The following is a 26979-nucleotide window of genomic DNA, read 5'->3' as shown; positions in this document are numbered from 1 at the left end:
GTGATTCGGGTTAGTTAAAAAATTTAATATCCGTAGGTGTAGAAAGTTTTGCTGCATCACCAATGGATTTTAAAGTACCTTTTTCCCCATCAAAGCGGAACAAACTAATGTTATTACTAAAAACATTGGTCACATACAGATATTTACCCGACATATCGAATGAGAAAGCGCGTGGTTCAATACCATTAGCTTTATAAACTGTCGGTTTACCGAGCAATCCATTTTGTTGGATTTTAAAGACCAGAAGTTTGTTGTCTGCACCGCGATTAGCAGCAATTACATATTTGCCATTTGGACTCAAGATAATTCCACTCGCACTCTTGAACTCAGGTGTTTTGTCCTCGTGAATTAGTTTTAGCTGGCCCACTTTTTTCAAATAGCCATCTTGCACATTAAATATCACGATCTCACTTTGCATTTCTGCGGTAAGGTATGCATGTTTGCCATTTTGTGAAAAGACCATATGACGTGGACCAGAACCATGACCGAGAGTCACGTCTCGATTGCTGTCCGCTTCAAGTGGTTGGAGATTACTCGGGTTATAACGAAAAGCATAAACTTTGTCATTTCCTAGATCGCTCGCATATAAATACTTGCCATCTGGGCTGAAAGTTGTCGAATGTGCATGGCCACTCTCTTGACGACCTTTGACATGACCAGAACCTTCTGCGAAAACTATATTTTGTACCATTTCACCCAAATGGCCGTTTGCTAAAATTGGGAAAACAGCTACCCCACCACGACCTTTATCAAATGCCGAATAATTAGACACAAACAAGAATTTACCATCTAAACTGATTGTTGCATGTGTTGGATGCCCACCATGACTATTTACTGTGTTCAAAACTTCCACTTTTGCGTTTTGAACTGATAATGCAGTCACTGCCCCTTCATTTTCTTCATTCGTTGTATAAGCAAAACGGCCATCTTTTGATTTGACAATCCAAGAAGGACTTTTCATTTTTAATACTTTAACAGGAGTTAAAGTTCCATCGCCATTAAATTGAAGCTGGTACAAACCTTCACTAGCTTGTTTTGGTTTTTGCACAAGCGGTGCATCAGGAATTGATGTCCAAGTTCCTACTAAAGCGATTTGTTGTTGTGCAGCATTTACGGTGGAGTTCCAACCAAATGATAAAAGCGTCAGCGACAATGTGGCGGTTAATTTATGAATGAGCCCACGATATTTAATATGTGTATCGTTAACCTTGCTCTGTTTAATTTCAACATAAGAATCTATTTTCACTGTATTTCCTTGAAAAACTCACCTTATTTTTAACTATCAACAAGGTATAACAAACTAATTTCATTTAATGATTCTGAAAACTAATTTATAAAACTGCAATTTTCAAGTGAATTTTCTTTAATCAGAATGCCTTTCAAGGCTTAGGTCATGGGAACAAACCAATGCCTGATCTGATAAATATTCAAATTTTTAAAATACCATGAGAGCAAAAATAAAAGCCCACCGGAAGGTGAGCTTTTCTTCTATTCATTAATGACTCAATTCAAATAAAGCATTACAAGTGATGGCATCTTTTCCAAGATTTACTGCCCATCTACTTAGAAACGCCAGTTGTAGAATAAGTCGATTGCTCTTTCTAAAGACTGACTCGCTTCTAAATATAAGCGGCGGTTCATTTGATAACGCAACGTAAGCTTATTGACAGGAGTAAATACACCCACACCATAACGAATGAATAAGTCAGGCGTAATGTATCCAGTAAGGCTTACTTGTGTATCGTCACCTGTACCTTGAGCATCTAATGCAAGCCCACTTAGACCAAAAGTACGGCCAATTTGGTTTGTTAAAGCACGTGTACCACCTAGGCCCATACTAATACCAGCAGCAGCAATCGTATTGTTTACATCAGATTTAAATCCTTCTGCATTACTTAAACCACTTGAACCTTCATTAATACGCCCTGTCACGAGTGCATTTAAGGCTTCTTGCTCAGAAAGACCTGCATCATTATAAACTTGAATACTTGGTGATGATGCCGTACCTGTAACACGAACACCCACCATACTACCCTGAACATTTTTATTGGCATCAATATCTAAAGTCGGATTTGCCAATGGCCCATTGAAACGGGCAATTGCACGGTTCAAATCTAAGCTCTGTCCATACGCTTCAATTTTCACTTTTTGGCTTACACCAATAGCCCCCATTGCGCGCATTGCTGTTTCATAACCACGTTGGGTTAAGTTCAAACGCCCCACTAAAGGAATATTACTGTTAAAGCCTTGGAAAATAACCTGATTACCCACATTCACCGAAATATCAGCACGAATATCCCAAGGTTTTGCGGCACGTAAAATTGCAAGCGGGTCTTGCCCTTGACGAACGATCCGAACATCTGAAGATGTATTAATGACAGGTGCCGTTGTTTCAGGCATTGAAATACGTGCACGAGGAATATCTACCGATCCTTTTAAGCTTAAGCGCTTATCGAAAGGATACATATCAAGTGTCAAATTCGGATTGGCAATTGCTGTAATTAATGGTGCTTGACGTACAAGTAAGTTATCGCCTTTTAAATTCAACTGTAAACGTGGTGTATCTTTCCAATCAAAACTACCTTTGAGTAATCCAACACCTTGGCCACTGTTAAATGCACCATCAATGGTCGCCATATCCTGACGAATAGATGAATATACTTGTACATTGGTTAAGTTAACCGGCAGGGAAATCATACTGATTGCCCCATTTTTCAAGCGCATTTCACCTGTAAACTGTGGCTGAGTTAATGTTCCATTCACTTTACCTGCCAATGCCAAAGTACCACTCATTGAACGCACGTCTTGAATAAACGGTTTTAAGACTTTTAACTGTACATCGTTAAATGCTACCTCACCATGCATTGGCATTGATGATTGATATGGATTAATAATGACATTTGCATATCCAGTACCAATATCAGGTGTTTTTACATCAACACGGAACAATAAACCTTCTGAAATACTTTTCGCAATTACACTTAACTCATCATAAGCCAAGGTTGTTGGCGGATCTTGTGGGTCTTCGGCAGCCAGACCAAGTTCACCTTTACGGGTCACTAAACGTGCATCAAGCTTAGGATGTCCACCATTTACCCAAGAAGCTTTAGCATAACCATTAAGTTGACCCGTCATAGCCAGACCTTCTGGCATAAATGCTGCAAAATCACCTAAGTCCAGATTTTGAGTAACAAACGAAATATTACCTTGTGCCTTACTTACTCGCACAGGTTGATCAAGACATAACTGACTATTTCTACTTTGCCAACAATGCTGCCCAACATATAACTCAGAACGTGCTGACGAGAAAACAACAGGTGCATTTTGATTTTGCGCTAAACGAATTCGACGCGAATCAAAGCTTCCTTTCTGAATTTGTCCTAACCAATCGTTATTCTGGTTAAGACCACCTGCCAACTGAACATAAAATTTAGAGATATTATTATTGGCCTGCACTTTTAACAGATGCGCTTTTCTTGTTCCTGCCAAATTAAGCTCAGCAGACTGGATGACACGACTACCACTACGTAAATTGTCTAGCTTTGCAGTAAGCTGAGTTGGTGTTGTTTCTGAAGTAGGAAGTTCACCCTGAATACGAAGCTTTTTAACACTTACCAAGTTATTAAAGGCAAAATTATCAACCGCAATATTCGCGATTGCTTTAAGACGCGGTTGAGACTGAACACTCAAGTCCCCATACGCACGACCACTTAAACCAGGATACAATTCATAAAGTGCAGGTGCATTGAGCTTAATTTTTAAATTCTGCGCATTACCAGTCGCTTGTAGCTGGTTTTGGGCATAAACTAAAAATAGATTATTCGCTTCAAACTGTTGAGGTAAAAAGCCTTTTTGGTTCGAATCCATGAGTACAGATAAGTTACCTTTACCTCTTACTGGTTTATTATTTAAAAAACCTGCAAGATTCAATTGCTGAATATCAATACGCTTTAATTTATCGGACCAAACACCTTGAGTTTTTACGTTTCCTGATATTTCGCCTTTTACACTAGAGACAAAATATTGAGGTTTAAAACGGACTAATGAACTATTAATATCCCAAGCAAGACGGTCTTTTAAATTTAATGATCCCGTCGCATAGATTTTCCCAGCAACACCATCGTGCTGTAACTGGCTAATACGAATAAATTCTGGGGTACCTGCAATAGAGAATTTTAATAAACCATTGGCCTGATTAAGAGCTTTTAAAGATCCGTCATAATTGACTGCAAAACCTTTAAAACCACCACCAGCTTTAACATCATTAAATAATAAAGCGGCTGTACTTTTCCCGCCTAAACTTACAGTCTCTTGACTGGCTTGAGCCAATCGACCAGTTAAATCAATTTTCTCAAACTGAATGATTTGCTGGTTTGGTTTAGCAAAACCATTTGCTTTAATTGAACCATTTAGAAGATTAACAGGTGCTGCCGCATGAATACTTTGTGGATTAAAGTCTTTTGCATTTAACAATGCGTTCCAAGCCAACTGGCGTTTTTCAGTAGGAAGTAAAACTTTAGCCTGTCCATTAAGACTACCCTTTTGTGCAGCAAAGCTAAAACTCGGAACATTCAAGATATTATCTTTAACATTCAACGTTGCGAGATATTGTCCTGCTGGCAATAAAGTTTTTTCATGCTGATATACTTTAGTAGCCACCTTAATATCTTGCTGACCATCTCGCAAAGTCAGATCAACTTGACCACTATCACTACTCAACCAGCCGATATATGGCATTGCCCGATCTATATTTGCCCAAGCCACATTCATTAACATAGGCTGTGGTTTTTTATTTTTCTCAGGTGCTTGGTTTAATTTAAGTTTCCAAGACTCATAGCGGTCAAAATTAATATTAGCCAATACTTCAGTGCCTTTTTCTAAAGAACCAGTTGAAGCAACAGCAGCATCTAAACTTGGCGGTAAGAAATCCTGAACGACTTGAGGAATCGCTTTATCTTTAGGATTAATATGATCTAAACGGCCTTTTACATCCCAAGTGACATGATCTTTCCAATTTACCAAACCTTTTAAGTTAACAGCTCCTTTCATGAGCTGACCATTAAAGTTAGTAATATTCAACTGGTGAACGAGATCTGTATTCATTAAGGCATTATATTGGCCTTCGGGTAAATTCTCACCTTTTAAGTCAGTATCAAGTGCTAAGTTTAGTTGTTTAATATCACCCTGAAAATTAATGACACCGTTTTTAGCAAATAATTTTTGTTCAACCAATAAAGGCAAATGATAATTTTTGAATAACAATGCGCCTTGCATAGGCACTTCATGACGAACAGGATGTAAAACAACCCAACCAGTTAATAAATCTGGTGTGGTGGTTGCAACACCTGCACGTATAGTATCTAAACTCCCTCGTGCAGCAACTTTAATATCTTGAATATTTAAGCTTTTTAGAGAAGGAATTTTTAGATCTGCTGTCGCATCTAGTGGATATTTCCCGCTAAAGTCCATCTTTCCTGTTGCGTTATGCACAGAAAGATAACCCATGTCCATACTCGAGTTTTCAAATTTTAATTTGGTATCTGACCAAAGTGCGTCATTTAAATGAACGTCATGGAAATTTACAACTGTGCCTGAATTTTTAATTTCTAAATGATCAACATCTGCTTTATCTACACGAAGCACAAATGGCAATTTAATCGGTTTAAATTCAAATGGTTTATTTGATGGGGGAGCTTTATTAATAATGATTAAATTACGTACATCTGCATTACTCAAATGGACTTCTTTTTCTAATAATAAAGAACGCCACCCCAAGCGGACATCAGCTCGATCTAAAGTAACATCAACCTCTTTTAACTGAACAATAATATTTTTAAGGATAATTCCTCTGAGTAAATTACCCCCTTCATATTCATATTTAATCACTTGCTGAGCTTGTAAAACACGGTCTAATAAGAAACGGCTTCCACGGTCAGTCGACATCATAATAATGATAGAAGCAACAAGTAATAAAAGTATGATTAATATCGTCAGCACGAAGCTACGTAAAATACGTCGCTTCTTAGGAGAGCTAGGTGCCGAAGTGGGCTGCTGTTCTACTTCCGCCATAAAATAAACCTAATAAAATTTTATTTTTAAAGTTGTGGACCTATAAAGAAATGTAAACGAATCGGATGATTATCGTCTGAAATACCTGACGCCACATCTAAACGAATTGGCCCAATTGGAGATTTCCAGCGGATACCGACACCAACACTATAGGCAGTCGGGTTTTTAAAATCCTTATCGTAAGCATTACCAAAATCAGAAAAAACAGCTGCACGCCAACCCTCTTTGAATTGATAGTTATATTCTAAAGAGCCTACAGCCAAAGCCTGCCCACCAATTTTATATCCATTTTCTTCTGGTGAAAGACTCTTATAATCAAAACCACGTAATGACTGGTCACCACCAGTAAAGAATCTTAAATTGTAGGGAACTTTATCAAATTTATCGGTAAAAATATAACTTAAATCTGATCGGCCAACAAACTGGTGGTCATCGTGTTCACCTAAAGAATAGATAAATCTCCAGCCTGCTGTTGCAATTGCCATATTGGCATCTGAAAGTAAGCTTTCGCTTCCAAGTTCTAATTTATAAGTTTGTTTAAATGCTTTCGTTGGGTTTAAACGTGTATTACTCGAAGTTTTTGAAGTTTCATAACTAAACAATAAAGCTTCTTGCTCTGATGCAGCAGTTTTAAAGGCATCTGGTAACTCAGAAATATCTACATCACCTTTTTGAGTTAGGCGGTCCAGACGATAGCGTACCCCGATAGTATGTTGCCAGTTACCTAATGGCTTTTTAATCACTCGTTCACCACCCAATACTGCCGATTCAGTAAGTAAACCTACATCGGGACCAATATTATTTCGAGTCTCGCGTTCATAACCACCAACAATGTTAAAGTAATCATTTAATGGGTGTTTATAAGGAATACTATAACGGCCATCTATGGACTGGCGAATTTGTGAAAGCTCAAAGTTGGCATCAAATGAATGACCGTATTGGTTCACGATTGAGCGGCGATATTGACTACGTAAACGCGCCCCAGTGTCAGTACCATAACCCACACCTGTTTCCAAACTATTTAGTTTGTCCGCATTTAAAGTCACAATCACCGGAATTACTTTTTCTTCACGGGCTTTGGCTTGTAAACGGTCTTGTTCAGATTGTTGTTCTTCATGTTCAACTGCTGCCGCTTTTAAACTAGCTGGTGCTGCAGCTAAGTGTACATTTTCAGTTCCGGCAAATTGTTTTTCATCGACGACATCTTGAGTAACTTCTTTACTAGATGAAGCCAACTGACGTACTTTAGCAAGCTGTTGTTGCTCTACAGGAAGTAATTTCGATTCATCAATATTAACGTTTTGCTGATCGACTAAAGCTTGTAAATCTGGTGGCAATTCAAGTGGCTTTTCAATTGGATCAGGCTTAATAGAATCGACCAAGGTGTAGTTAAAATAACGTGAGTTCGTCAAGTTATTGGCTAAAGTATTTACACGCCAGAATGTGTAGTCATCACCCTCTTTCCAAGGTGCCATACTCTCAAGAATATTGAGTTTGATCGGCAACGGTTTTGAAGGATCGCTCATACGAAACTCAACCTTACCCAGCTTATACCGCTCACCTGTCTCATACTTGAGATTAATATCTGCTTTATTTTCAGGTTGGCTGACTTTCACATCATGTAAACGCCAAAATGCATCAAAATAACCGTTATTCGATGCAGCATCGACAATTCGGCTTTTGGTTGTTTCATACAGACCATGATTAAAAATATCCCCTACGTCTTGGTCTGGAACTAAACGAATAACCTGAAACTGTGGTTGTTTTTCACCAGGTCCACTAAATTCAATATTTTGTTCATTAATTCTTACAGGTTCGTTTGGAGTAACGTTAACTCGAACTCGACTGGCACTTAATTTCTCAAAACGAAACTCGGCGTTGTAATAACCCACAGCTTGTGCAGCCTGATTACTTAAACTTCTAAGTTGCGGCAATGCTGCATTAAAATCTTCAAATGATTCTTGGGTAAATGTAGATAATTTACCTTTAATATTTTTCGCAAGATCCGCTGGAGCCCCACTGACCTCGGCTGTAATACGAGGTATTTGCTCCATCGGAACCACACGCGGTGGACGGATTTTATTTATTATTCGCTTAAAAAAACCTTTTGTTTCGGGTGGTTCTTCAGTAGCGGCTGTAAGCTCAGGTAAAGTTTTCCCAGTTTCGTTGGCTTCGACTACAATCTTACTGTCCGACTGAATCTCATGCATGAGCTGGTCAATATTTACAGGTGCCTGATTAATATCATGTAGCTCTGCTTGTGATGCGTCATTTACCACCATTTCCGGATGCTTTTGCGTTCCATTTTGGAAGTTTTGAGCTTCGGTCTTTGCCTCTTCTGCTACCCGATAAATTTCATTTGCCATGTTCTGATCAACAGGCATAACGGGTAAATCTTCGAGATTATCAAGCGTAATTGGCTTAAATTCTTCAATCTGATTTGGAAATTGTTCTTGTTGTTGCAATATAGCCAAGCTATCTTGTTGTTGCTGTGCTTGAGTTACTAAAGTAGCCACATCAGTAATTGGAACATCATTTTGCTTATTTGTATTTATTTGCTGTAATGATGAATCAGCTACCGCTTGGGTGGTTGCTGGTGTTACTGTCTCAGCTGAACTTTGAGCATAACAAGGACTAACACATAAACTTAACAATAGGCTGCTACAAATAAGTTTAGGTATACTCTGCATTTTTAAGATTAAATGCATAGAGTGAGAAAGAGTTGACTGTTTAAACTTAATTTTAGAAGGCATGGAAAACTCTAAACTTATTTTTTAATAAACGCACCAATATGAGGATAAAACTCACTCGAAACCATTGATTTTTCATTTAATCAAGCGTTAAAAATATCATACATGGTTTTCGATGCAAATTAACACTCCGTCACATTTTTTAATAAAACTCAATGAAGCTTGCACATGATGAAACAAGATGAATCCCTGATGACATCACGTCGGTTTGTACCGATGTTTTTTACACAGTTTTTTGGCGCATTAAATGACAATGTTTTTAAGCAAGCTTTATTGTTGGTCATTACTTATGGCTGGATTCAGCAGCAATCCGCCCCAGTAAGCACACTCAATAATTTAGCAGCATTATTGTTTATCTTGCCATACTTCTTTTTTTCAGCAACCGCTGGACAAATTGCTGACAAATATGAGCGCTCCCAACTCGTGCGTGGCATAAAAATATTAGAAATTATTATTATGCTCATCGGTTCTGCTGGTTTTTTATTGGGTCATTTATGGCTACTTCTTCTCGCTTTATTTTTAATGGGTACACACTCAACCTTTTTTGGCCCTATTAAATATGCGATTTTGCCTGAAATTTTAAAACCAAATGAACTCATGTCTGGTAATGCCCTGTTTCAGTCAGGTACATCTATGGCGATCTTGTTTGGTATGATCTTGGGTGGTGCCGTAATTGCTTCATCACAAGGTAATTTATTGTGGATTAGTATTACGGTAGTCGCTATTGCTTGCATAGGCTATGTATTTAGTCGCTTCATTTTGCCACAAAAAGTTGCTGCACCTGATTTAGAGATTGACTGGAACTTTATTCGTACCAGTTTCCAAACCATTAAATATGCCAAGAGTTTACCCTTAGTATTCACCATTTTATTAGGTAACTCGTGGTACTGGTTTTATGGAGCAACTTATTTAACGCAAATTCCGCAGTTGACCCAACAAAATCTTCATGCATCAGAGAATGTTGTTAGTCTTTTACTAACTTTCTTCTCAGTCGGAATTGGTGTGGGTTCTTTGCTTTGCCGCAAAATTGGTGGTTCAGACATTAATATTAAAATGGTACCAATCGGTGCAATTGGCCTTACTGTTTTTGCGCTTTATCTTGCAGCAAGTCTGGCTTTTGTACCCGAAAAAACCGGAGCATTACTGACTTTAAAAGATATCTTCACTCAAGGCTGGGTTTACTACCATGTCATGATTGCTGTGACTTTACTGGGTATAAGTGGCGGTTTTTATATTGTTCCTTTGTATGCCATGATGCAGGCTTACTCACCACGCTCACATCGTGCCCGAGTGGTTGCAGCGAATAATATTTTAAATGCTGTATTTATGGTTTCTTCTGCAATTTTCTCAATCTTAATCTTAAGTGTTTTAAAAATTGATATTAAAATACTATTTATTATTACAGCTGTTCTTAGTGCAATCTTTAGTATCTGGCTTCTTGTCCGACTAAAACCAATGCTTGCCACAGCACATCTTTCTTTGGAGGACTAATTTATGCGCCACTACACAGGAATTGATCAACTTATTAACTCCTTTGATCAGGCATTACGTAGTCTTGTTCCAGGTGCAACAGCAGCACAGCGCCAAAACCCGGCTGAAACGGCTGAAACACAACTCGGTGTGGAAGATGCTCGCCATGTTGCAGGCCTCATGCGTGTTAACCATAGTGGTGAAGTATGTGCTCAAGCGCTTTATCATGGACAAGCATTAACGGCAAAATTACCAAACGTACGCCGTGAAATGCAGCAAGCAGCAATTGAAGAACAAGACCATTTAGCTTGGTGTGAAGACCGTTTAAATGAGTTGAATAGCCATACAAGTTTATTAAACCCTATCTGGTACGGCCTTTCATATGGCATGGGCGCTCTTGCAGGTATTGCTGGTGATAAATATAGCTTAGGTTTTGTTGCTGAAACTGAGCGTCAGGTAAGCATGCATTTGCAAGATCATTTAAACCAATTACCAGCTCAAGATGACCGCTCTCGTAAAATTTTAGAGCAAATGAATGAAGATGAATTGCATCATCGTCATACTGCGCTTGAAGCAGGTGGTGTTGAATTACCTTATGCAGTAAAAATCAGTATGACTGCTATTTCAAAATTAATGACTAAAACCAGTTATTACCTTTAAAAAATAAAGGATTGATCTTGAATAGATCAATCCTTTTTTCAAATCTTATTTTAAGCCATGATCGTATTTGAAACGTTCGATATCCCGAATAGAATCCCAATAATTACGATTGATACGGTCACGATCAATTTGTAATTCTCTTAAAAGCTTACGATAACGTTCACGCTCTTCTGGCTTCAATTTATCATTATAAGCATTGTCAGAATATTGCTTAAGCTTTTCGTCATAACGATCATATTCAGTTTTTGCACTGTAGTAATCAGAAGCCGCCCGATAATAAGGCCTTAAACGATTACGCTGCTCGATTGGGCATACATTAATATTACCATTACCCTCTAAAGCGTTATAAAAAATGTTCGCTGGTTGGCAATAGTACCCTAGGCCTTCTTTATACCCACGCTCATACGACTTTTGATCTGGAACAATATTGGCTTTTCCACATGCTTTGTAATATTGATCTAAACGAGGAGAAGAACCCTTTGAACCATCTTTCTCACCCACTGATGACCAATTCGCAGTCTTACATTCTTCTACGCTCATTGCAGCACAACCTGAAAGGCTGATTGCTAAAATGGCTAAACCGATATTTTTCATATTAAGAGAACTCAAAAATAACATTAAAAAAACGCAAAAAATAAAATTCCAGTGCAGGGACAATAAAAGTCTTACTTTATTCAAGACTTATACATAAAAGTTTAACTGGATAAGCGTTTAAGTCTAAAGCACTTTGACCATCTCACCAAATTTAAGGGCTGTAATTATTAATTATATTTCATTTAAAAAATGGGAAATCATAAATAACTAGATAAATCTTATATGTTAATTTTACTTTAAAAAATCACCCCACAAACAAACCCCAACCACTTGATTTAAAATACAAAAATTATAATTATTTATAAAATATTGCTTAATCATTTTACTCTTTTTTTACGCGATTAACTTCCAAGGCTAAGGTAGGATTTGAGCTAAATAACCACCAAGGTTTTTTATAATGAGTACGCTTACTTACCCCAATTTAAACTTAAAAGATTCTCACTTTAAGGCATTTAAAATATCAGATGATTTTACTCCACCGACACAAAATCACACTTTCAATGCAGAACTTTTTTTGAAAGAAGTGGATGAATATTTAAGTTTATATCCTCAGACTCAACACATTGATATTTGTCTACATGACTTAAACGGGCATATTCGTGGTAAACGAATTGATGTTAAAAGCCTCAAAAATCTATCTCATGGATGTTATTTTCCTCTTTCTGTGTATGCCATGAGTCTTGATGGAAAAGTGATTGAAGAGACAGGGCTAGGAAAATATATTGGTGAACCAGATAGACTTTGCTTACCCATTTTAGGCAGCCTACAACCCAGTGCCTTATCTCCCGAATTGCATGCCCAGCTTTATCTATCCATGCAAGAAGATGATGGTTCAGGCTGTCGCTATGAGCCACGTAATATATTAAAAAAATTATTGAATCAGTTACACGCGAATAATTATTTTCCTGTTATGGCGGCTGAACTAGAATTTTATCTTTTCTCACCCCACCATCAATCTGAAACATGTTTAGAAAACCAATGTTTTGATATAGATGCACCCAATAACTATCAACAAGTCCTAGAAGAAGTTGAAAAAGCGGCCCTGCTGCAATCTATTGAAATTACTGCTATTGTTGCAGAGTCATCTCCTGGGCAATATGAATTAAATCTTCAACATAGCCATGATATTTTAAAACTTTGTGATCAAATTAATGCCTTAAAAAGAATTGTAAAGCAAGTTGCAAGAAAGCATGACTTAAATGCCTGCTTCATGGCGAAGCCCAACTTGACTAAGGCTGGTAGTGGCATGCATTTTCATATGAGCATGCTCAATCAATACCATGAAAATATATTTAGCTCAGAAGAAGAAAAAGATGAGCTTTCTCCCAAATTACTCAGTGCAATTAGCGGACTTATTGAGTTAATGCCTGCATCTATGGCCATTTTAGCTCCTAATATTAATTCTTATAGACGTTTTAAAATTGGTCATCATGTGCCATTAGAAGCCAATTGGGATACCAACAATCGTAATGTCGCAATCCGAATTCCATGTTCAGATGTACAAAATCAACGCTTAGAATATCGGGTTGCTGGAGCTGACTGTAATCCCTATCTGGTAACAGCGACTATTTTAGCTGGCGCAGCTTATGGTTTATCTCATAAGTTACCGCTACCAAAACCTGCACATCTTTTAAAATTTCAAGACGAGCACATTTTATTATCTAATAACCAACCAGAAGCCTTAAAAATATTTAAAGGAAGTCTTATTTTAAAAGGATATTTAGGCGCTGACTTTGTCGAACATTGGTACACAGTTAAGCAGGCTGAATATCAAAATATTTACAGCCAAATGACTGAAGCAGAACAACATTGGGATATATAAATAAAAAAAGCAAAAAAACTATAAATCACTTTGCAAACCCTTAGGGAGAAATACCCTAAGGTTTTTTTATATCTAATGATTTTTCTGTTGAGCTAAAAAACGTAATCCAACACCAGGTTCAGTAGCAATATAGCGTGGTTGAATCGCGTTATCCCCCAACTTACTACGTAACTTCCCCACTAAAATACGTAAATAGTGAGTATCTTCCTGATGGGTTGGCCCCCATAGTTCTTTTAAGAGCTGTGGCTGTGTTAAAAGCTGACCTTGATAGCGCATTAATAACGTCAAAAGTTGAAATTCTTTTCGAGTTAACGTAATTGGCTGTTGCTCAACCCACACCAAACGTTGTGTGACATCGACTTTGAGATAACCATCGTCATATACATGTGCTTCTTGCTGAATCGGTTGGTTTCTTAAAATGACACGTATGCGCGCCAAAAGCTCTTGCACACTAAAAGGTTTGGTCATGTAATCATTTGCGCCAGCATCGAGCAGAGCAACTTTTTCATATTCATCGGCACGTACAGATAACACAATAACAGGTACATTCGACCAGCTACGTAATTCTTGGAGTACTTCTTTCCCGTCTAAATCGGGTAAGCCTAGGTCTAGAATAACTAAGTCGGCACCTTGGGTCGCCAAAGTTTCTAAGCCTTTGTAACCCGTTTCGCAGAGCGTGGTTTTGTATTTTTGTGTTCTTAAGGCGATGTCTAAAAATTTACGGATTTGGGGCTCATCATCAATAATCACAATACGTGTTTCTACAGGAGATGTTTCTGAAGTTATCATGACTTTACAACTTATTCTTTTACTGGATGAATGGGTAATCTGATTTGAATTAAAGTACCTTTATTTTGGCGTCCTGAAAATGCTTCTATTGTACCCATATGAGCACCAATAATTGCCTTAACAATTGTTAGCCCTAAACCTGTACCAAATTTTCCACGGTCTCCGCGCTCCATGGTGTAAAACATATCAAAAATGCGGTTTCTTTCGTCTTCAGGAATTCCTGCACCTCTATCGTCAATTTCTATTTTTACTTCATCTTCTGATGAAAGATGAGCACGAATCATGACTGGTTCATCTGGAGGTGAAAAGTTTGCCGCATTTTCTAAAACATTAAAAATGGCTTGCTCTACCAGTGCTGGGTGTACATATAAACTAATCGCTTGTTCAGGTAATTCAACCGACACTTGAGTATCTGGTTTATAGCGCTTTAAACGGCGGGTTGCAGAACCAATTAATTCATCCACACCAATCCAGTCTCTTTTTAAAGATAGACCTTCATGCCCCAAACGTGTCATATCAAGTAGGTTTTGAATATAACGGTCTAAGCGTTCGCCTTCTAAATGAATGGTTTCGAGTAAATCCTGTTGGTCTTGTTCTGACATATCAGCTTTAAAATGGGCAAGCGTGTCTGCTGCACCAATAATAGAAGCAAGCGGTGAACGTAAATCATGCGATACCGAAGATAATAAAGCCGAACGTAATCGCTCTGTTTCACTGGTGACTTTTGCTTGTTCAAGTTCATTGACCAATTGGGTGCGAAGAGCTGCCTGTGCAATATATTCGATTACACTTTCCGTCAGTTTCTTTTGCTCAAAATTTAGAGAAACCACATCATCCTTAAAGTAAATTCCCACAATACCTAGGCTATTTTTTTGCTCTAAAAGAGGTAAAAACCACCAGTTTGACTGACTGAGTGTATCGGTAAAACGTCCACATGGTTGTTGATGTTTTAAGCACCAATCTGCTGCAACTTTTTCTTTATCGCTTAGCGCTATATCAGATGAAATGACTCTATCTTGAATAGAAATCCACACCTTCGTTTGCAGCTGGGTTTCTAAAGTCATTCGGCCTGTTTGCATGACTTCTTCAAGGTTTACTGCACTAGAAAGTTTACGCGCTAAGTCTTGCATTACCGTAGTGTAGGCATTTGCTGCTTTTAAGGATAAAACCTGCTGACGTAATTGAGAGGCCAAGCGCCCAGCAATTAAAGCTGCCGCAAAAAAAGCAACAACGGTAACCACCCCTTGGTGTGCCGAAATTTGTAAGGTAAAACGTGGTGCAATAAAGAAAAAATTATAGGCCAAGAAACAAATAAGTGCGGCTACTACAGCAGCGAGCATTCGAGTTTTCGTTGCTACAATTAAAACTGAAATAATGAAAATGACAGAAAAATCTTCAATACCTAAGAGAACTTCGGCAAAGTGAGCGATAAAAATACTGGCACATGTAACCGCTAGAACAAAAATACTTTCTTTTAATGATAAAAATGATGGCTTTTCAATTTGAGTTGTTTTTTTTGTACCCTGTTCTGGATGCAAAATGGTTAAAGCAATCGAGTTTTCTTGATTTAATAATTGCTGAGCTAAATTTTTCTTAAATAACTTTAACCACCACGGCGAAATACTTTTACCAATGACTAAATTGGAAATACCTCGATCAACGGCGGCATCCATTAATACTGACGCAACTCGATGGCCATATAAAACTTCTGTTCGACCACCGAGTTGCCGAGCCAATTCAAATGCACGATCAATCTCAATATATTCTTTTTTATATGAATTTGCTGAACTCTGTCCAAAGTCCAAACTTTTAGCAACATTCACTACAGTCCACGTAGCACCATTACGCTCTGCTAATCGACATCCTGCTCGTACTAAATACTCAGAAGAACCTTGTCCATCTATCGCAATCATCAATTCATTTTGCAGCGAAATAGACTTCAAACCCTTAGAGGTGTAACTCTGTTTTAAATCTAAATCGACATGCTCAGCAACACATTGCATTGCCAGTTCACGCAATGCTGTTAAATTTGAAATGCTAAAAAAGCCTTGTAATGCCAAATTTGCTTGCTCTGGCACATAGACTTTTCCTTGATGGAGCCTTTCGATCAGTTCACTGACGGGTAAATCAATTAAGCGAATGTCTCGAATACGATCAAATACCCGATCTGGTACCGTTTCATTTACTCGAATCCCCGTAATCTGGTAGACCACATCATTTAGGCTTTCTAAATGCTGAATATTAATGGTCGTAAATACATCAATACCTGCGTCTAGCAATTCATTGACATCTTGCCAACGTCGTTCATGACGACTATTCGGTACGTTACGATGAGCCAACTCATCGACCAAAACAATTTCTGGATGCCGAAGCAGAATAGCATCCAGGTCCATTTCTTCTAAAGTATGCCCCTGATATTGCATTTCCTTTCTAGCAATTTCAGGTAAGCCTTCCAAAATTTTTAGAGTTTCTATTCTTCCGTGGGTTTCAACAATACCCACAACAACGTCTGTGCCCTGTTGAAATAACTCTTTGGCGCGGGCAAGCATGGCATAGGTTTTTCCAACACCCGGTGCCGCACCTAAAAAGACCGTTAGTCGACCGGCTTGATATCTGTTGACATGATTTAATAAGGCCTCAGCCTGATTTTCGCGATTGCTTTGCACTTGATATCATCCGGTAAACTAACAACTTTATTTTTAAGTTAATGTGTAGATTGTAATTGATCTAAAGCAATATTGAGTTCTAATACATTAACACGAGCTTGCCCCAATACACCAAACTGCATCGGTTCAATATGCTTTTGGAGTAACTCTTCTACAACCTTAGGTTCTAAATGACGAGCTTGAGCCACTCGAGCAACCTGTAACTGAGCAGATTCAGGACTAATATGCGGGTCGATACCACTCCCCGATTTAGTCACCAAATCGCTTGGAATCGGTGTATTACCTGTATGATCTTGTTTTTTCACCGCAAGAATCTGAGCATCAATTTGTTGCTGTAGTTCAGGATTAGTACGAGCTAAATTTGTACCTGCCATAGCCATCGGGTCATAAGCGACTGCTGAAGGACGTGGGTGAAAATAAGCCTCTCCCACAAATGGCTGAGCGACTAATTTTGACCCTAAAACTTTATGATCTATTTCAATCAAACTACCATTCGCTTGATTGTTAAATAGCACCTGTCCCGCACCTGTAGCAATCGCACTATAAACTGCACCGCAACCGACAAGTGTAAAAATTAATAATCCCAAAGATGCTCTTAAGGTCTGACCCAAATTTGCTTCTGAATTTTGTGCATAAGTTTTCATTTCAAACTCCAGATTACAAACCAAATAATTGAACAATCACAACATCAATCGCTTTAATGGCAATGAATGGTAGAACCACGCCACCCACACCATAAATCAACATATTTCGACGTAGTAACTGAGTTGCAGTGGAAGGTTTAAATTTCACGCCTCGAAGTGCAATTGGAATTAATAGCGGGATAATAATCGCGTTAAAAATTAATGCAGATAAAATTGCACTGTTTGGACTCGCTAAGTGCATGACATTTAATACTTGCATTTGCGGTATTGCAGCTGCAAATAAGGCAGGCAAAATGGCAAAGTATTTAGAGACGTCATTTGCTAACGAAAAGGTGGTTAAAGCACCGCGGGTAATCAGCTGCTGTTTCCCAATTTCAACCACAGCAAGCAGTTTGGTCGGGTCAGAGTCTAAATCAACCATATTGCCGGCTTCTTTTGCAGCTTGTGTACCTGAGTTCATAGCCAAACCAATATCGGCTTGCGCTAATGCCGGCGCATCGTTGGTTCCATCACCGACCATTGCAACTAAACGACCTTGTTGTTGTTCAGTACGAATACAAGCCAATTTATCTTCTGGTTTTGCTTCGGCAATATAGTCATCTACACCAGCTTCAGCAGCAATCGCGGCAGCAGTTAATGGGTTATCACCTGTGACCATGACAGTTTTGATGCCCATTTCTCTTAAGCGTGCAAAACGCTCTTTAATACCGTGTTTAATCACATCAGAGAGTTCAATCACACCTAATACATGATGTTGATTTGCGACAACCAATGGTGTTGCACCTTTTTTGGCAACTTGTTCAACACGTGCTTTTAACTCTAAATCTTGAGAATAATCTTCATCTACAAATTTCAAGATTGCATCTAAAGCACCTTTACGAATTTGGTCACCATTCGGTAAATTCACACCAGAAATTCGAGTTGAAGCACTAAAAGAGATAAATTCGGCTTGCTCAGGTTCTTGCTGTTTTAAACCTTGTTCTTTTGCTAACTTAACAATCGACTTTCCTTCTGGTGTAGGGTCGGCAAGTGAACTTACCCAAGCAGCGGCTCTTAATTCAGATTCACTTACGGAAGTTAAAGGATAAAATGAGGTCGCTTGACGGTCACCATAAGTAATGGTTCCCGTTTTATCTAGTAAAAGCACATCAATGTCACCCGCAACTTCGACAGCTTTACCTGATTTCGCCAAAACATTGGCTTTGAGCGCGCGGTTCATACCTGCAATACCAATCGCAGGTAACAAGCCACCAATGGTTGTTGGAATTAAACAGACTAACAATGCTACGAGTACAACTGGATCTAGCTCAATATGCAAATAATGAGCAATAAATGGTAGGCTAATCACCACAATTAAAAATGTAAGTGTCATCACCATTAACAAGAAGCCAAGTGCAACCTCATTCGGTGTTTTTTGACGATTTGAGCCTTCAACCAAAGCAATCATACGGTCCAAGAAACTTTGACCAGATTCAGCAGTCACTTGCACAACAATACGATCTGTAAGGACTTTGGTACCGCCAATAACACCAGAACGGTCAGTTCCGGCTTCACGTAGCACAGGTGCTGATTCACCTGTAACAGCCGATTCATTAATCGTGGCAAAGCCTTCTATAATCTCACCATCAGCTGGAACAAGCTCACCTGCATGTACTTCAATAAAATCATTTAAATGAAGTTCGGTGGCTGCGATTTGAGTGGTTTGGCGGTCTGTCAAAGAATTAAGTCTTCGAGCAGTCAAGTTTTCTCTTGCTGCACGCAATGAAGATGCCTGTCCACGACCTCTAGCCTCTGCAACCGCTTCAGCATAGTTAGCAAATAAAATCGTAATAAACAAAATTGCTGTGACGACCAAACCAAACAGCAGTGTGGCATATCCCATTAAGGTACTTAGAGCAGTAATCACTGTTCCAAGCCATACAATTGCCATAACAGGGTTTTTAATTGCATGCTGCGGTAGCAATTTCACAAAAGCATTTTTCCAAACTTCAAAAGTTGGTACTGCCACAGTCGTTTTATGGCTATTTACATGAGTTTGTGTATTCATTTTCACTCGCCTCCTTAGCCTTTAACCAACAAAAGTTGATCGGCAATTGGCCCAAGGACAAGAACTGGCATAAATTGTAATAAGGTAAGCAACACAACAATCGTAATCAGTGTTAACGCAAAAGTTGGTGTTTCAACTTGAAGACTACCTGTTGTTTCGGGTGCTTTTCTTTTTGCTGCTAAACGTGTCGCAATCATTAATGGCAAAATTAATGCTGGGAAGCGCCCTAAAAGAAGTGCAATGCTACAAGTGACATTCCACCAGACTGTCGTATTTTTAAGGCCTGCAAAGCCTGAACCGTTGTTTGCAAATGCAGAGACATATTCATAGAACACTTGGGTAATACCATGTGGTCCTAGGTTTGTGATGCCTGATAAGCCCGGAATGCTGACACTTAGAGCCGTAAAAGCAAGAATGATAAGAGGCTGAATCAAGATAATAATTGCAAGTAACTTGATCTCCGCGGCTTCAATTTTGCGCCCAAACAACTCAGGCGTACGGCCTGTCATTAAACCTGCAATAAATACTGCAAGTAACAGATAAACCATAAACTGTTGCAGACCACAGCCCACACCACCCCAAATGGCATTAATCAACATATTAATGAGTTCAACCAGCCCAGTAAGAGGTGCCGAAGAATCATGCATCATATTGACTGAACCATTATTCACTTGTGTGGTAAGCGCAGCCCAAACTGCTGATGATGCAGCTCCAAATCGTTGTTCTTTACCTTCCATTATGGCAATTTGTGATGCTGTAGACGACATACTTTCAGACCAGACAGCTGCTGCACCTGAAATAACCGACATGAAGAGCATGCTACCAAATACAAAGTAGGCAAATTTTTTACGTTGAGTAAAATGACCCACCATAAAAATGACTGTAATTGGAATGAGTAAAATCGCAAGCATTTCCAAAAAGTTAGATAGCGGCGTTGGATTTTCTAAAGGTGCAGCACTATTTGGACCATACCACCCCCCACCGTTACTACCCAATTGCTTAATAGCAACCATTGGTGCAACTGGACCTAATGGAATTTTTTGGGTTTGTACAGTATTCGCTTTATCCATAACCTGTACTTCTGGTCCACCCTGAAAAGTTGCTGGCACGCCTTGGCTATTGAGCAACAGTGACCAGACAAAACACAGAGGAAGCAAGAAACGTACTGTAGGGCGAATCACATCTGCCCAATAGTTCCCAATTAAAATTTGGTCTGGCTGCTCGGCAACATCGGCTGCAATATGGCTTGGACGTTGATAAAAGAAAGCTCTTAAGGTCGCGACAACTAAAGCCAACCCCATCATTGGAGTAATGACTTGCAAGCCCACAATACCTGTCATTTGCGACAAATAAGATAACTGAGCTTGGCCAGAATAATGCTGTTGATTGGTATTAGTTAAAAATGAAATCGTCGTGTGTAATGCTAAATCCCAGCTCATGTTTGGCGCGTGATTTGGGTTTAATGGTAGCCATGCTTGCGTCATAAAAATAGCGAAAACGGCTACAGCTAGAAAGACACAGCTAACAACAAATGCTAAAGAATATTGTTTCCAGTTCATCTGTTGTTGTGGAGATATACCTAACAAGCGATATACAGGATTTTCAATCCAACGAAATAATCCATCACCCCACATCGGCTGATTTGCCATTACTTTGGATAGATATTTACTCAGACACCATGCTAAAAAAATAGCAATAAATAAAACAAGTATAAGTTCTAACATGGCTATTCTCCTCTATACCCCATGGCTTGATCTGCCAAATTGGAAATAAGGAGAAATGAAGAAATATCATTTTTTTTGAGTCCGCATAACACTATGCCAGACTGATGCAAGATGCGCATTTGAGAATTTATAAGCATCTTTATTGTCCTGAAATAACACTAATTTAGTGGATTTCAGTATGGGTAAAATGCTCGTAAATTCTCTATTGAGGAACTCAAAGACCGCGTAAATTTTGCGTAAAATTTAGTTTTAAAGACCTGAAACCTTAAAGTTGACGACTGGATAAAGTGTTCTATCAGCCTTTAAAGTCTCACAATGCCAAAGCTCATATAAAGGGATTTTTACATCAAGGGCCAAAGGTAATTTTTTAGAATTAAATTGCATATGGTCCAGATCAACTCCCCATGCAATCAAATCTACATCTAAAGAAATATGATGCGATGGACGAACACGCCCAGAATCTGTCTCAAGTTTTTTTAGAAAAGATTCAATTTGCTCACACGATAAAGGGCTTCTTAATAAACATGCTGAATTCCAGTAATTGTCTCCAATACCATCTCGGCATGGAATTTGATAAACAGATGAAAACTGCACTTTCCCCAAAGTTGCTAATTGCGTATAAGCAAAAGTAAAGTACTGATTTGCGTCTAAATTACTCGCAAGGGCGAGCGCAAAAATTGTTTCTGGTGCGTTCAAGACGAATTCCTACAGCATTAGCTTCTGCAATGATGGCTGGCTTACGGATGGTTATGGTAATTTTTTCAATTGTTGGAAAGGTTTCAAACAAACATTGCAAAACCAGATGGGCTGCATGTTCGATTAATTCAGGTTTGGCTTGTTGAATAGTTTGAGCCGATAACTCACAAATCTGAGCATAGTTGAGAGTGTCCTCAAGCTTGTCAGACTCTGCTGCTCGGCTCAAATCATTATGGATGGTCAAATCCAACATTAAAGGTTGAATAATTTGTCTTTCCCAGTTGAAACAGCCAATCACTGTCTCAACCTTCAAGCCTTCAATAATAATGGCATCCATAAATCTAAACTGACCTTAGTGCTTTAACAAAGAAGCAGGTTCCATATTTTGAACCATTTTCAAACGTTGGTCTGCATAAATATCTGTATATGGAGCGAGTACGCGCATAAAACGATCGAAATAAAGCATTTGCTTAAATAATAAGGCAAAATCTCGAGGGAATTTAATACCGTGGCGCTCACCTACACCGACCATATCCATCATAATGTCGTTTAAATCGGCAGGATTGGTAGACAGAATTTGCTGAGGATCTGCCATTAATACGCCATTAAATAAACGCTCTAAATCTTGAGCTAAAATCTGAACATCAACTTTATTATGGGTCATACCCATTTTCAGCATATTTTCAGCCATTGCCTGATAATCAGTCTTTTGCAAGGCATCCATAAACGCAATACATGCTGTCCAGACTTCTGGCTTTAACTGCCCCACGATACCAAAATCGATAAAACCAATTCGTCCATCTTCAAGCAACATTAGATTTCCAGCATGTAAGTCAGCATGGAAACTCTTACACAGCATTAGACTACCAAACCATGTGTTCATGGCAGTAATGAGTACTTGTGATGGGTCTTTAGCATATTGTTTTACGACACTAAAATCTGTCAAAGACACACCGTATAAACGCTGCATGGTCAAAACACGGCGCGTAGAAAACTGATGATAAACCTTAGGTGCTGTCGCGGCGTGGTTTTGAGAAATATTTAAATATTCTACAAAGTCATCTAAGTTTTGTGCTTCTTCAATAAAGTCGACTTCACGCACCATACGAGTTTTAATTTCATCGACAATATCAGAAAGAGCAGCAAACTTAATTTTGGGTACTGCACGTTCAAGTAATTTTGCTGCCCAATGCACTACATTTAGGTCAGTGTATAAAATGGTTTCCACGCCAGGTTTTTGTACTTTAATAACGACATCTTCACCTGTCGTCAGTTTAGCTGCATGAACTTGAGCAATTGAAGCAGAAGCTAATGGTTTCTCATCGATATAGCTAAAAATCTGGCTTAAATCACGCCCTTCAAATTCAGAGGCAAGTACGCCTTGAATATAGCTAAATGGCAGAGTTGGTGTCTGATCTAAACAACCTTGAAATTCTTCTACATATTCACGTGGGAATAACGATGGTGTACTTGCAATAAACTGACCAAGTTTAATATATGTTGAGCCAAGTGATTCAAAAGTCTCTCGCATGAGTTTGGCATTACTTGGTTTATCAGTTGCATATTTAATACCAGCTTTAGCAGCAACAACTGCTGTTTCACCGATACGGGCAACTGAGCGCAATCCATCAAATAAAATATTTTTTTTCATATTTCTTTAAAACCAGAGTATTCAAATCAAGTGTAGCAAATTTTGTCTTATTTGCTGATTAGCTTGCCTGACAAAGTGGACAATTTATATCTTTATCAAAATTAACAATGCGTTGTGTCATCGTTAACCCATCCCAAAGTAGCAGTTTCTGCTTTAACGGCGTACGATTTAGCCCTAAATACAATAAAGTGTGATGTGCTTGTAATGACGCTATCATTACAGGTGTAGTCGCTAGTACACCCGACTCTGCACATCGCAATCCTTCATTGTCATGTTGTTCTTTGGGGAACAAACATTCATAACAAGCAGAATCACCTTCTACCATAAACATTTGCGCCTGAAAGCCAATTGCAGAAGCACTAATTAAAGCGACCTGATGTTTCTTACAAGCGCTATTCACTAAATAACGAGTTGTAAAGTTATCACAGCCATCTAAAACCACATCTTGGTGTTCAACAAGTCTATCAATGTTATGTTCGTCTAAACGTTCATTAAAGTATTCAACACAGATATAAGGGTTAATTTTCTGTAACCGTTTTGCCAAAACTTCAGCTTTATAGCGACCAATATCTTCATGACCAAATGCGATTTGGCGCTGTAAATTACTTATCTCAATGGTATCGGCATCAATGAGTGTAATTTTTCCGACCCCTGCTCGTGCGAGTAGCTCTGCACTGCTACAGCCTATGCCACCAGCACCTACAATCAACACATTAGCCAGTTTGAGTTTTTCCTGAGCTTCAATATCCCACCCATCAAGTAAAATCTGACGGCTATAGAGATGCATTTCTTCATCACTTAACTCTACAAAATCGATATCTTGAAGCTCGGTCACACCTTAATCCTTTCACTTAGAAGCAAAATGATTTTATGACTAAGTTCGTCATTATGAAAGCTATAAAATGGAAACAACTTTTTTATTCGGTTCAAGCACGTTTGTTCACATTACTTCTTTCACACTTTCTGCAACAATAGAGCAATCCATTTTCTGTATTACTTAGGCTAAATATGTCCCAATCATATATTGCACCTGTAGAGTTAGAAAAAGCTTATCGTTTGTTAAATCATGGTCCAACTGTCCTTGTTTCTGCACAACATGGTGACGACCGCAATGTAATGGCTGCTGCATGGGCATGTGCCTTAGAGTTCAAGCCTGCCAAAGTGTCCGTGGTTTTAGATAAAAGTACGAAAACCCGACAGCTTGTCGAGCAAAGTGGTTATTTCACATTACAAGTTCCTTGCTATGCACAGCTTAATATGACCAAGCAACTTGGCACCATTAGTAAATTAGATGACCCACAAAAACTTGAGCATTGTGGTGTTGAACTCTTTTATCAAGAAGGGCTAACCAGTCCGCTTGTATCAGGTTGTATCGCATGGCTGGTTTGTAAACTTATTCCTGAACCGCATAATCAGTCAGCTCATGACTTATTTATTGGTTCTGTTGTGGGTGCATGGGCCGATACCCGTGTTTTTAGAGATGGACACTGGCATTTCCAAGATGCACCAAAAGAACTTCGAAGTCTGCACTATATTGCTGGGGGAACGTTTTATTTAATTGGTGAGGAAGTAAAAGCCGATATCTAATATAAGAAATAAAGGGAAATATTTAAATATTTCCCTTTATTTAATTTAGCTTGCATAGGCTTGCTGCATTTTTGCAATTTCTTGCTGCTTCAATAACCCTCTTTGAATTTTTCCGCTCGTGGTTTTCGGTAGGCTGTCTACAAACTCAATTTCTTTCGGATAAGCATGACGAGATAAACGGTTACGAACATATTGCTGTAATTTATCTTTTAATGTTTCACATGCTTGATAAGCAGGTTTAAGCACCACAAAAGCTTTTACTATTTCGGTGCGTTCCGGATCAGGTTTACCAATTACGGCGGACTCCAATACCGCTTCACACTCTAACAAAGTACTTTCAACATCAAATGGTCCAACTCGGTAGCCTGATGTTGTAATGACATCGTCAGCACGCCCCACAAAATCAATGCCCCCATGTTCATTTAAAGTGACTGTGTCACCTGTTAAATAATACTTACCAACAAATGATTTACGATTATTGCCACCATAACCTTTAAACCACATCAATGGAGATTGTTCAGAATCCATTGCAAGAATACCAATACCACCAGCTGGCATTTCTTGATAATTTTGGTCTAACACCGCAAAACGATGACCAGGAATTGCAAAACCAGCCGAGCCTACTTTTAATGGATGCTCAAGAGCATGGTGGTTTGCAATCACCATACCTAACTCTGTTTGACCATACTGATCAAAAATATTGACCTCTAAATCCTGCTTAAACCAGTTCACAACTTCGGGAGTTAATGGCTCACCCGCACTGCTGACTACGCGTAAGTGTTGCTTAATTAAAGGATCAAATTTTTCTTTAAATCCAAAAAACATTCGAAATGCTGTCGGCGAACCAGTTAAATTACTTACTTTATATTTTTTAATTAACTCAATTGCCTGATCTACATTAAATGAACGCTCATCCATAATAATGCTATGCCCTAAGCTTAAAGGCCCCGTAATACCATAATACAAACCATATGCCCAGCCGGGATCTGCCAAATTCCAAAACATGTCATCTTCACGCAAATCAACAGCATGGGTCATATAACCTTTAAATGCCAAAATTGCTTTTAGTGGAACAGGTACAGACTTGGCTAGTCCAGTTGTGCCAGAGGTAAACATCATTAAAAAGTCATCGTCAAAGCTACGACTCACTGGCTCACATTGCTCAGAATAGCGTTGTAAGGATTGCCAAAAATCAAAGTCATGCTCAGACAAATAACCTGTCTGATGAACAGTGACAATAACGGGAACATTTAGAGTATTTAGTTTAGGGCGCTGTTCATCATTGGTCACAATCAGTTTAGTTTGAGCAGTCGTAATACGGTGATCAATCGATTTTGCTTCAAAGGCAGTAAATAAAGGCTGATAAATCGCGCCTATGCGCCACGCTGCCAAAATTGTAATTAATAACTCAGGCGTTCTCGGTAGAAGTCCTGCAATACAATCTCCAGCTTGGATTCCTTGTGCTTTAAAAAAGTTAGCAAGTTTTCCAGACAGCTCCGCAAGTTGTTCGAACGTATAGTGCTCTGCCTGTCCGTTTTTCCCTTCCCAAATCAGCGCTATTTTATTTTTTCCTACATAACGCTCACAGCACTCAACATAAGCATTTATCGCTTGAGGGTCGCCAACAAGTTGCTCTTCAATGAGTTTTGCAAGATCAAATTGCTGATAAGCTTCTGCCAAAGTTTTCATGATGCTCACCTTCATTCCGTTTGATGATTAATTTTGTGCAAGGTCACAAAATTTGTCCTGACTGTTATTGTTTTAGCTAAAGCTTGAAGAATATTTCTTCAACTTTTCCCTCTATTTCAAA

18 protein-coding genes are annotated in these 26979 nt (G+C 38.7%); 4 read left to right on the top strand and 14 right to left on the bottom strand.

Annotated features, from left to right (window positions below):
* Positions 1–10: 10 nt before the first annotated feature.
* The 3 genes from ABLB96_RS09325 to ABLB96_RS09315 all read right to left on the bottom strand — a co-directional run bounded on the left by ABLB96_RS09325 (position 11) and on the right by ABLB96_RS09315 (position 8822).
* Positions 11–1246: a lactonase family protein gene (locus ABLB96_RS09325; protein ID WP_348897584.1), complete on the bottom strand. Its 1236-nt coding sequence runs from the start codon at positions 1244–1246 to the stop codon at positions 11–13.
* A gap of 317 nt (positions 1247–1563) precedes the next feature.
* Entirely contained in the window at positions 1564–6069 is a 4506-nt protein-coding gene (locus tag ABLB96_RS09320) for a translocation/assembly module TamB domain-containing protein (protein WP_348897586.1), read from the bottom strand.
* Positions 6070–6095: 26 nt separating this feature from the next.
* Complete coding sequence (locus ABLB96_RS09315; RefSeq protein ID WP_348897588.1) at positions 6096–8822, bottom strand: autotransporter assembly complex family protein; 2727 nt, start codon at positions 8820–8822, stop codon at positions 6096–6098.
* 165 nt (positions 8823–8987) lie between these two features.
* On the opposite strand from ABLB96_RS09315, the gene ABLB96_RS09310 reads away from it, so the two are divergent.
* Complete coding sequence (locus tag ABLB96_RS09310; protein WP_348897590.1) at positions 8988–10310, top strand: MFS transporter; 1323 nt, start codon at positions 8988–8990, stop codon at positions 10308–10310.
* A gap of 3 nt (positions 10311–10313) precedes the next feature.
* On the top strand, positions 10314–10949 hold the full coding sequence (coq7, locus tag ABLB96_RS09305) for a 2-polyprenyl-3-methyl-6-methoxy-1,4-benzoquinone monooxygenase (protein WP_348897592.1): 636 nt from the start codon (positions 10314–10316) through the stop codon (positions 10947–10949).
* A gap of 45 nt (positions 10950–10994) precedes the next feature.
* On the opposite strand, the gene ABLB96_RS09300 is transcribed toward coq7, so the two are convergent.
* On the bottom strand, positions 10995–11543 hold the full coding sequence (locus tag ABLB96_RS09300; RefSeq protein WP_348897594.1) for a DUF2799 domain-containing protein: 549 nt from the start codon (positions 11541–11543) through the stop codon (positions 10995–10997).
* A 397-nt stretch (positions 11544–11940) separates the two neighbouring features.
* Between ABLB96_RS09300 and ABLB96_RS09295 the strand changes: the two genes are divergently transcribed.
* Entirely contained in the window at positions 11941–13365 is a 1425-nt protein-coding gene (locus ABLB96_RS09295; protein WP_348897596.1) for a glutamine synthetase family protein, read from the top strand.
* 72 nt (positions 13366–13437) lie between these two features.
* Here ABLB96_RS09295 and ABLB96_RS09290 read toward each other — a convergent pair whose 3' ends face one another.
* The 9 genes from ABLB96_RS09290 to ABLB96_RS09250 all read right to left on the bottom strand — a co-directional run bounded on the left by ABLB96_RS09290 (position 13438) and on the right by ABLB96_RS09250 (position 24417).
* On the bottom strand, positions 13438–14154 hold the full coding sequence (locus ABLB96_RS09290) for a response regulator (protein ID WP_004791511.1): 717 nt from the start codon (positions 14152–14154) through the stop codon (positions 13438–13440).
* An 11-nt stretch (positions 14155–14165) separates the two neighbouring features.
* Positions 14166–16820, bottom strand: coding sequence for a sensor histidine kinase KdpD (locus tag ABLB96_RS09285; RefSeq protein ID WP_348897598.1), 2655 nt, complete (start codon positions 16818–16820; stop codon positions 14166–14168).
* 38 nt (positions 16821–16858) lie between these two features.
* The gene (gene kdpC / locus ABLB96_RS09280; RefSeq protein WP_199944414.1) at positions 16859–17464 is read right to left on the bottom strand and encodes a potassium-transporting ATPase subunit KdpC; all 606 of its coding nucleotides are present in this window, start codon (positions 17462–17464) and stop codon (positions 16859–16861) included.
* A 13-nt stretch (positions 17465–17477) separates the two neighbouring features.
* Positions 17478–19517 (bottom strand): potassium-transporting ATPase subunit KdpB, encoded by a 2040-nt coding sequence (gene kdpB, locus ABLB96_RS09275; protein WP_348897601.1) that lies wholly within the window; start codon positions 19515–19517, stop codon positions 17478–17480.
* An 8-nt stretch (positions 19518–19525) separates the two neighbouring features.
* On the bottom strand, positions 19526–21235 hold the full coding sequence (kdpA, locus tag ABLB96_RS09270) for a potassium-transporting ATPase subunit KdpA (protein ID WP_348897602.1): 1710 nt from the start codon (positions 21233–21235) through the stop codon (positions 19526–19528).
* Between the two features lie 249 nt (positions 21236–21484).
* Positions 21485–21931, bottom strand: coding sequence for a 2-amino-4-hydroxy-6-hydroxymethyldihydropteridine diphosphokinase (locus ABLB96_RS09265; RefSeq protein WP_348897604.1), 447 nt, complete (start codon positions 21929–21931; stop codon positions 21485–21487).
* Positions 21888–22268, bottom strand: coding sequence for a dihydroneopterin aldolase (folB, locus tag ABLB96_RS09260; protein ID WP_348897606.1), 381 nt, complete (start codon positions 22266–22268; stop codon positions 21888–21890). Before folB ends, ABLB96_RS09265 begins: the two co-directional genes overlap by 44 nt.
* Positions 22269–22283: 15 nt before the next feature.
* A complete protein-coding gene (locus tag ABLB96_RS09255) occupies positions 22284–23582 on the bottom strand; it encodes an AarF/UbiB family protein (protein WP_348897608.1) in 1299 nt (432 codons plus the stop codon).
* 58 nt (positions 23583–23640) lie between these two features.
* Positions 23641–24417: a HesA/MoeB/ThiF family protein gene (locus ABLB96_RS09250; RefSeq protein ID WP_216984858.1), complete on the bottom strand. Its 777-nt coding sequence runs from the start codon at positions 24415–24417 to the stop codon at positions 23641–23643.
* Between the two features lie 173 nt (positions 24418–24590).
* On the opposite strand from ABLB96_RS09250, the gene ABLB96_RS09245 reads away from it, so the two are divergent.
* Positions 24591–25169 carry a flavin reductase family protein gene (locus ABLB96_RS09245; RefSeq protein WP_348897610.1) on the top strand — a complete coding sequence of 193 codons (579 nt, stop codon included), beginning with the start codon at positions 24591–24593 and terminating at the stop codon, positions 25167–25169.
* Positions 25170–25214: 45 nt separating this feature from the next.
* Here the strand turns inward: ABLB96_RS09245 and ABLB96_RS09240 are convergent, their stop codons facing one another.
* Positions 25215–26858 (bottom strand): AMP-binding protein, encoded by a 1644-nt coding sequence (locus ABLB96_RS09240; RefSeq protein ID WP_348897612.1) that lies wholly within the window; start codon positions 26856–26858, stop codon positions 25215–25217.
* Positions 26859–26979 lie beyond the last annotated feature (121 nt).

This window comes from Acinetobacter sp. XH1741 (assembly GCF_041021895.1).
Taxonomy (GTDB): Bacteria; Pseudomonadota; Gammaproteobacteria; order Pseudomonadales; family Moraxellaceae; genus Acinetobacter.
Note: the sequence above shows the minus strand (reverse complement) of the source record. Positions and strands in the feature narration are given on the sequence as shown.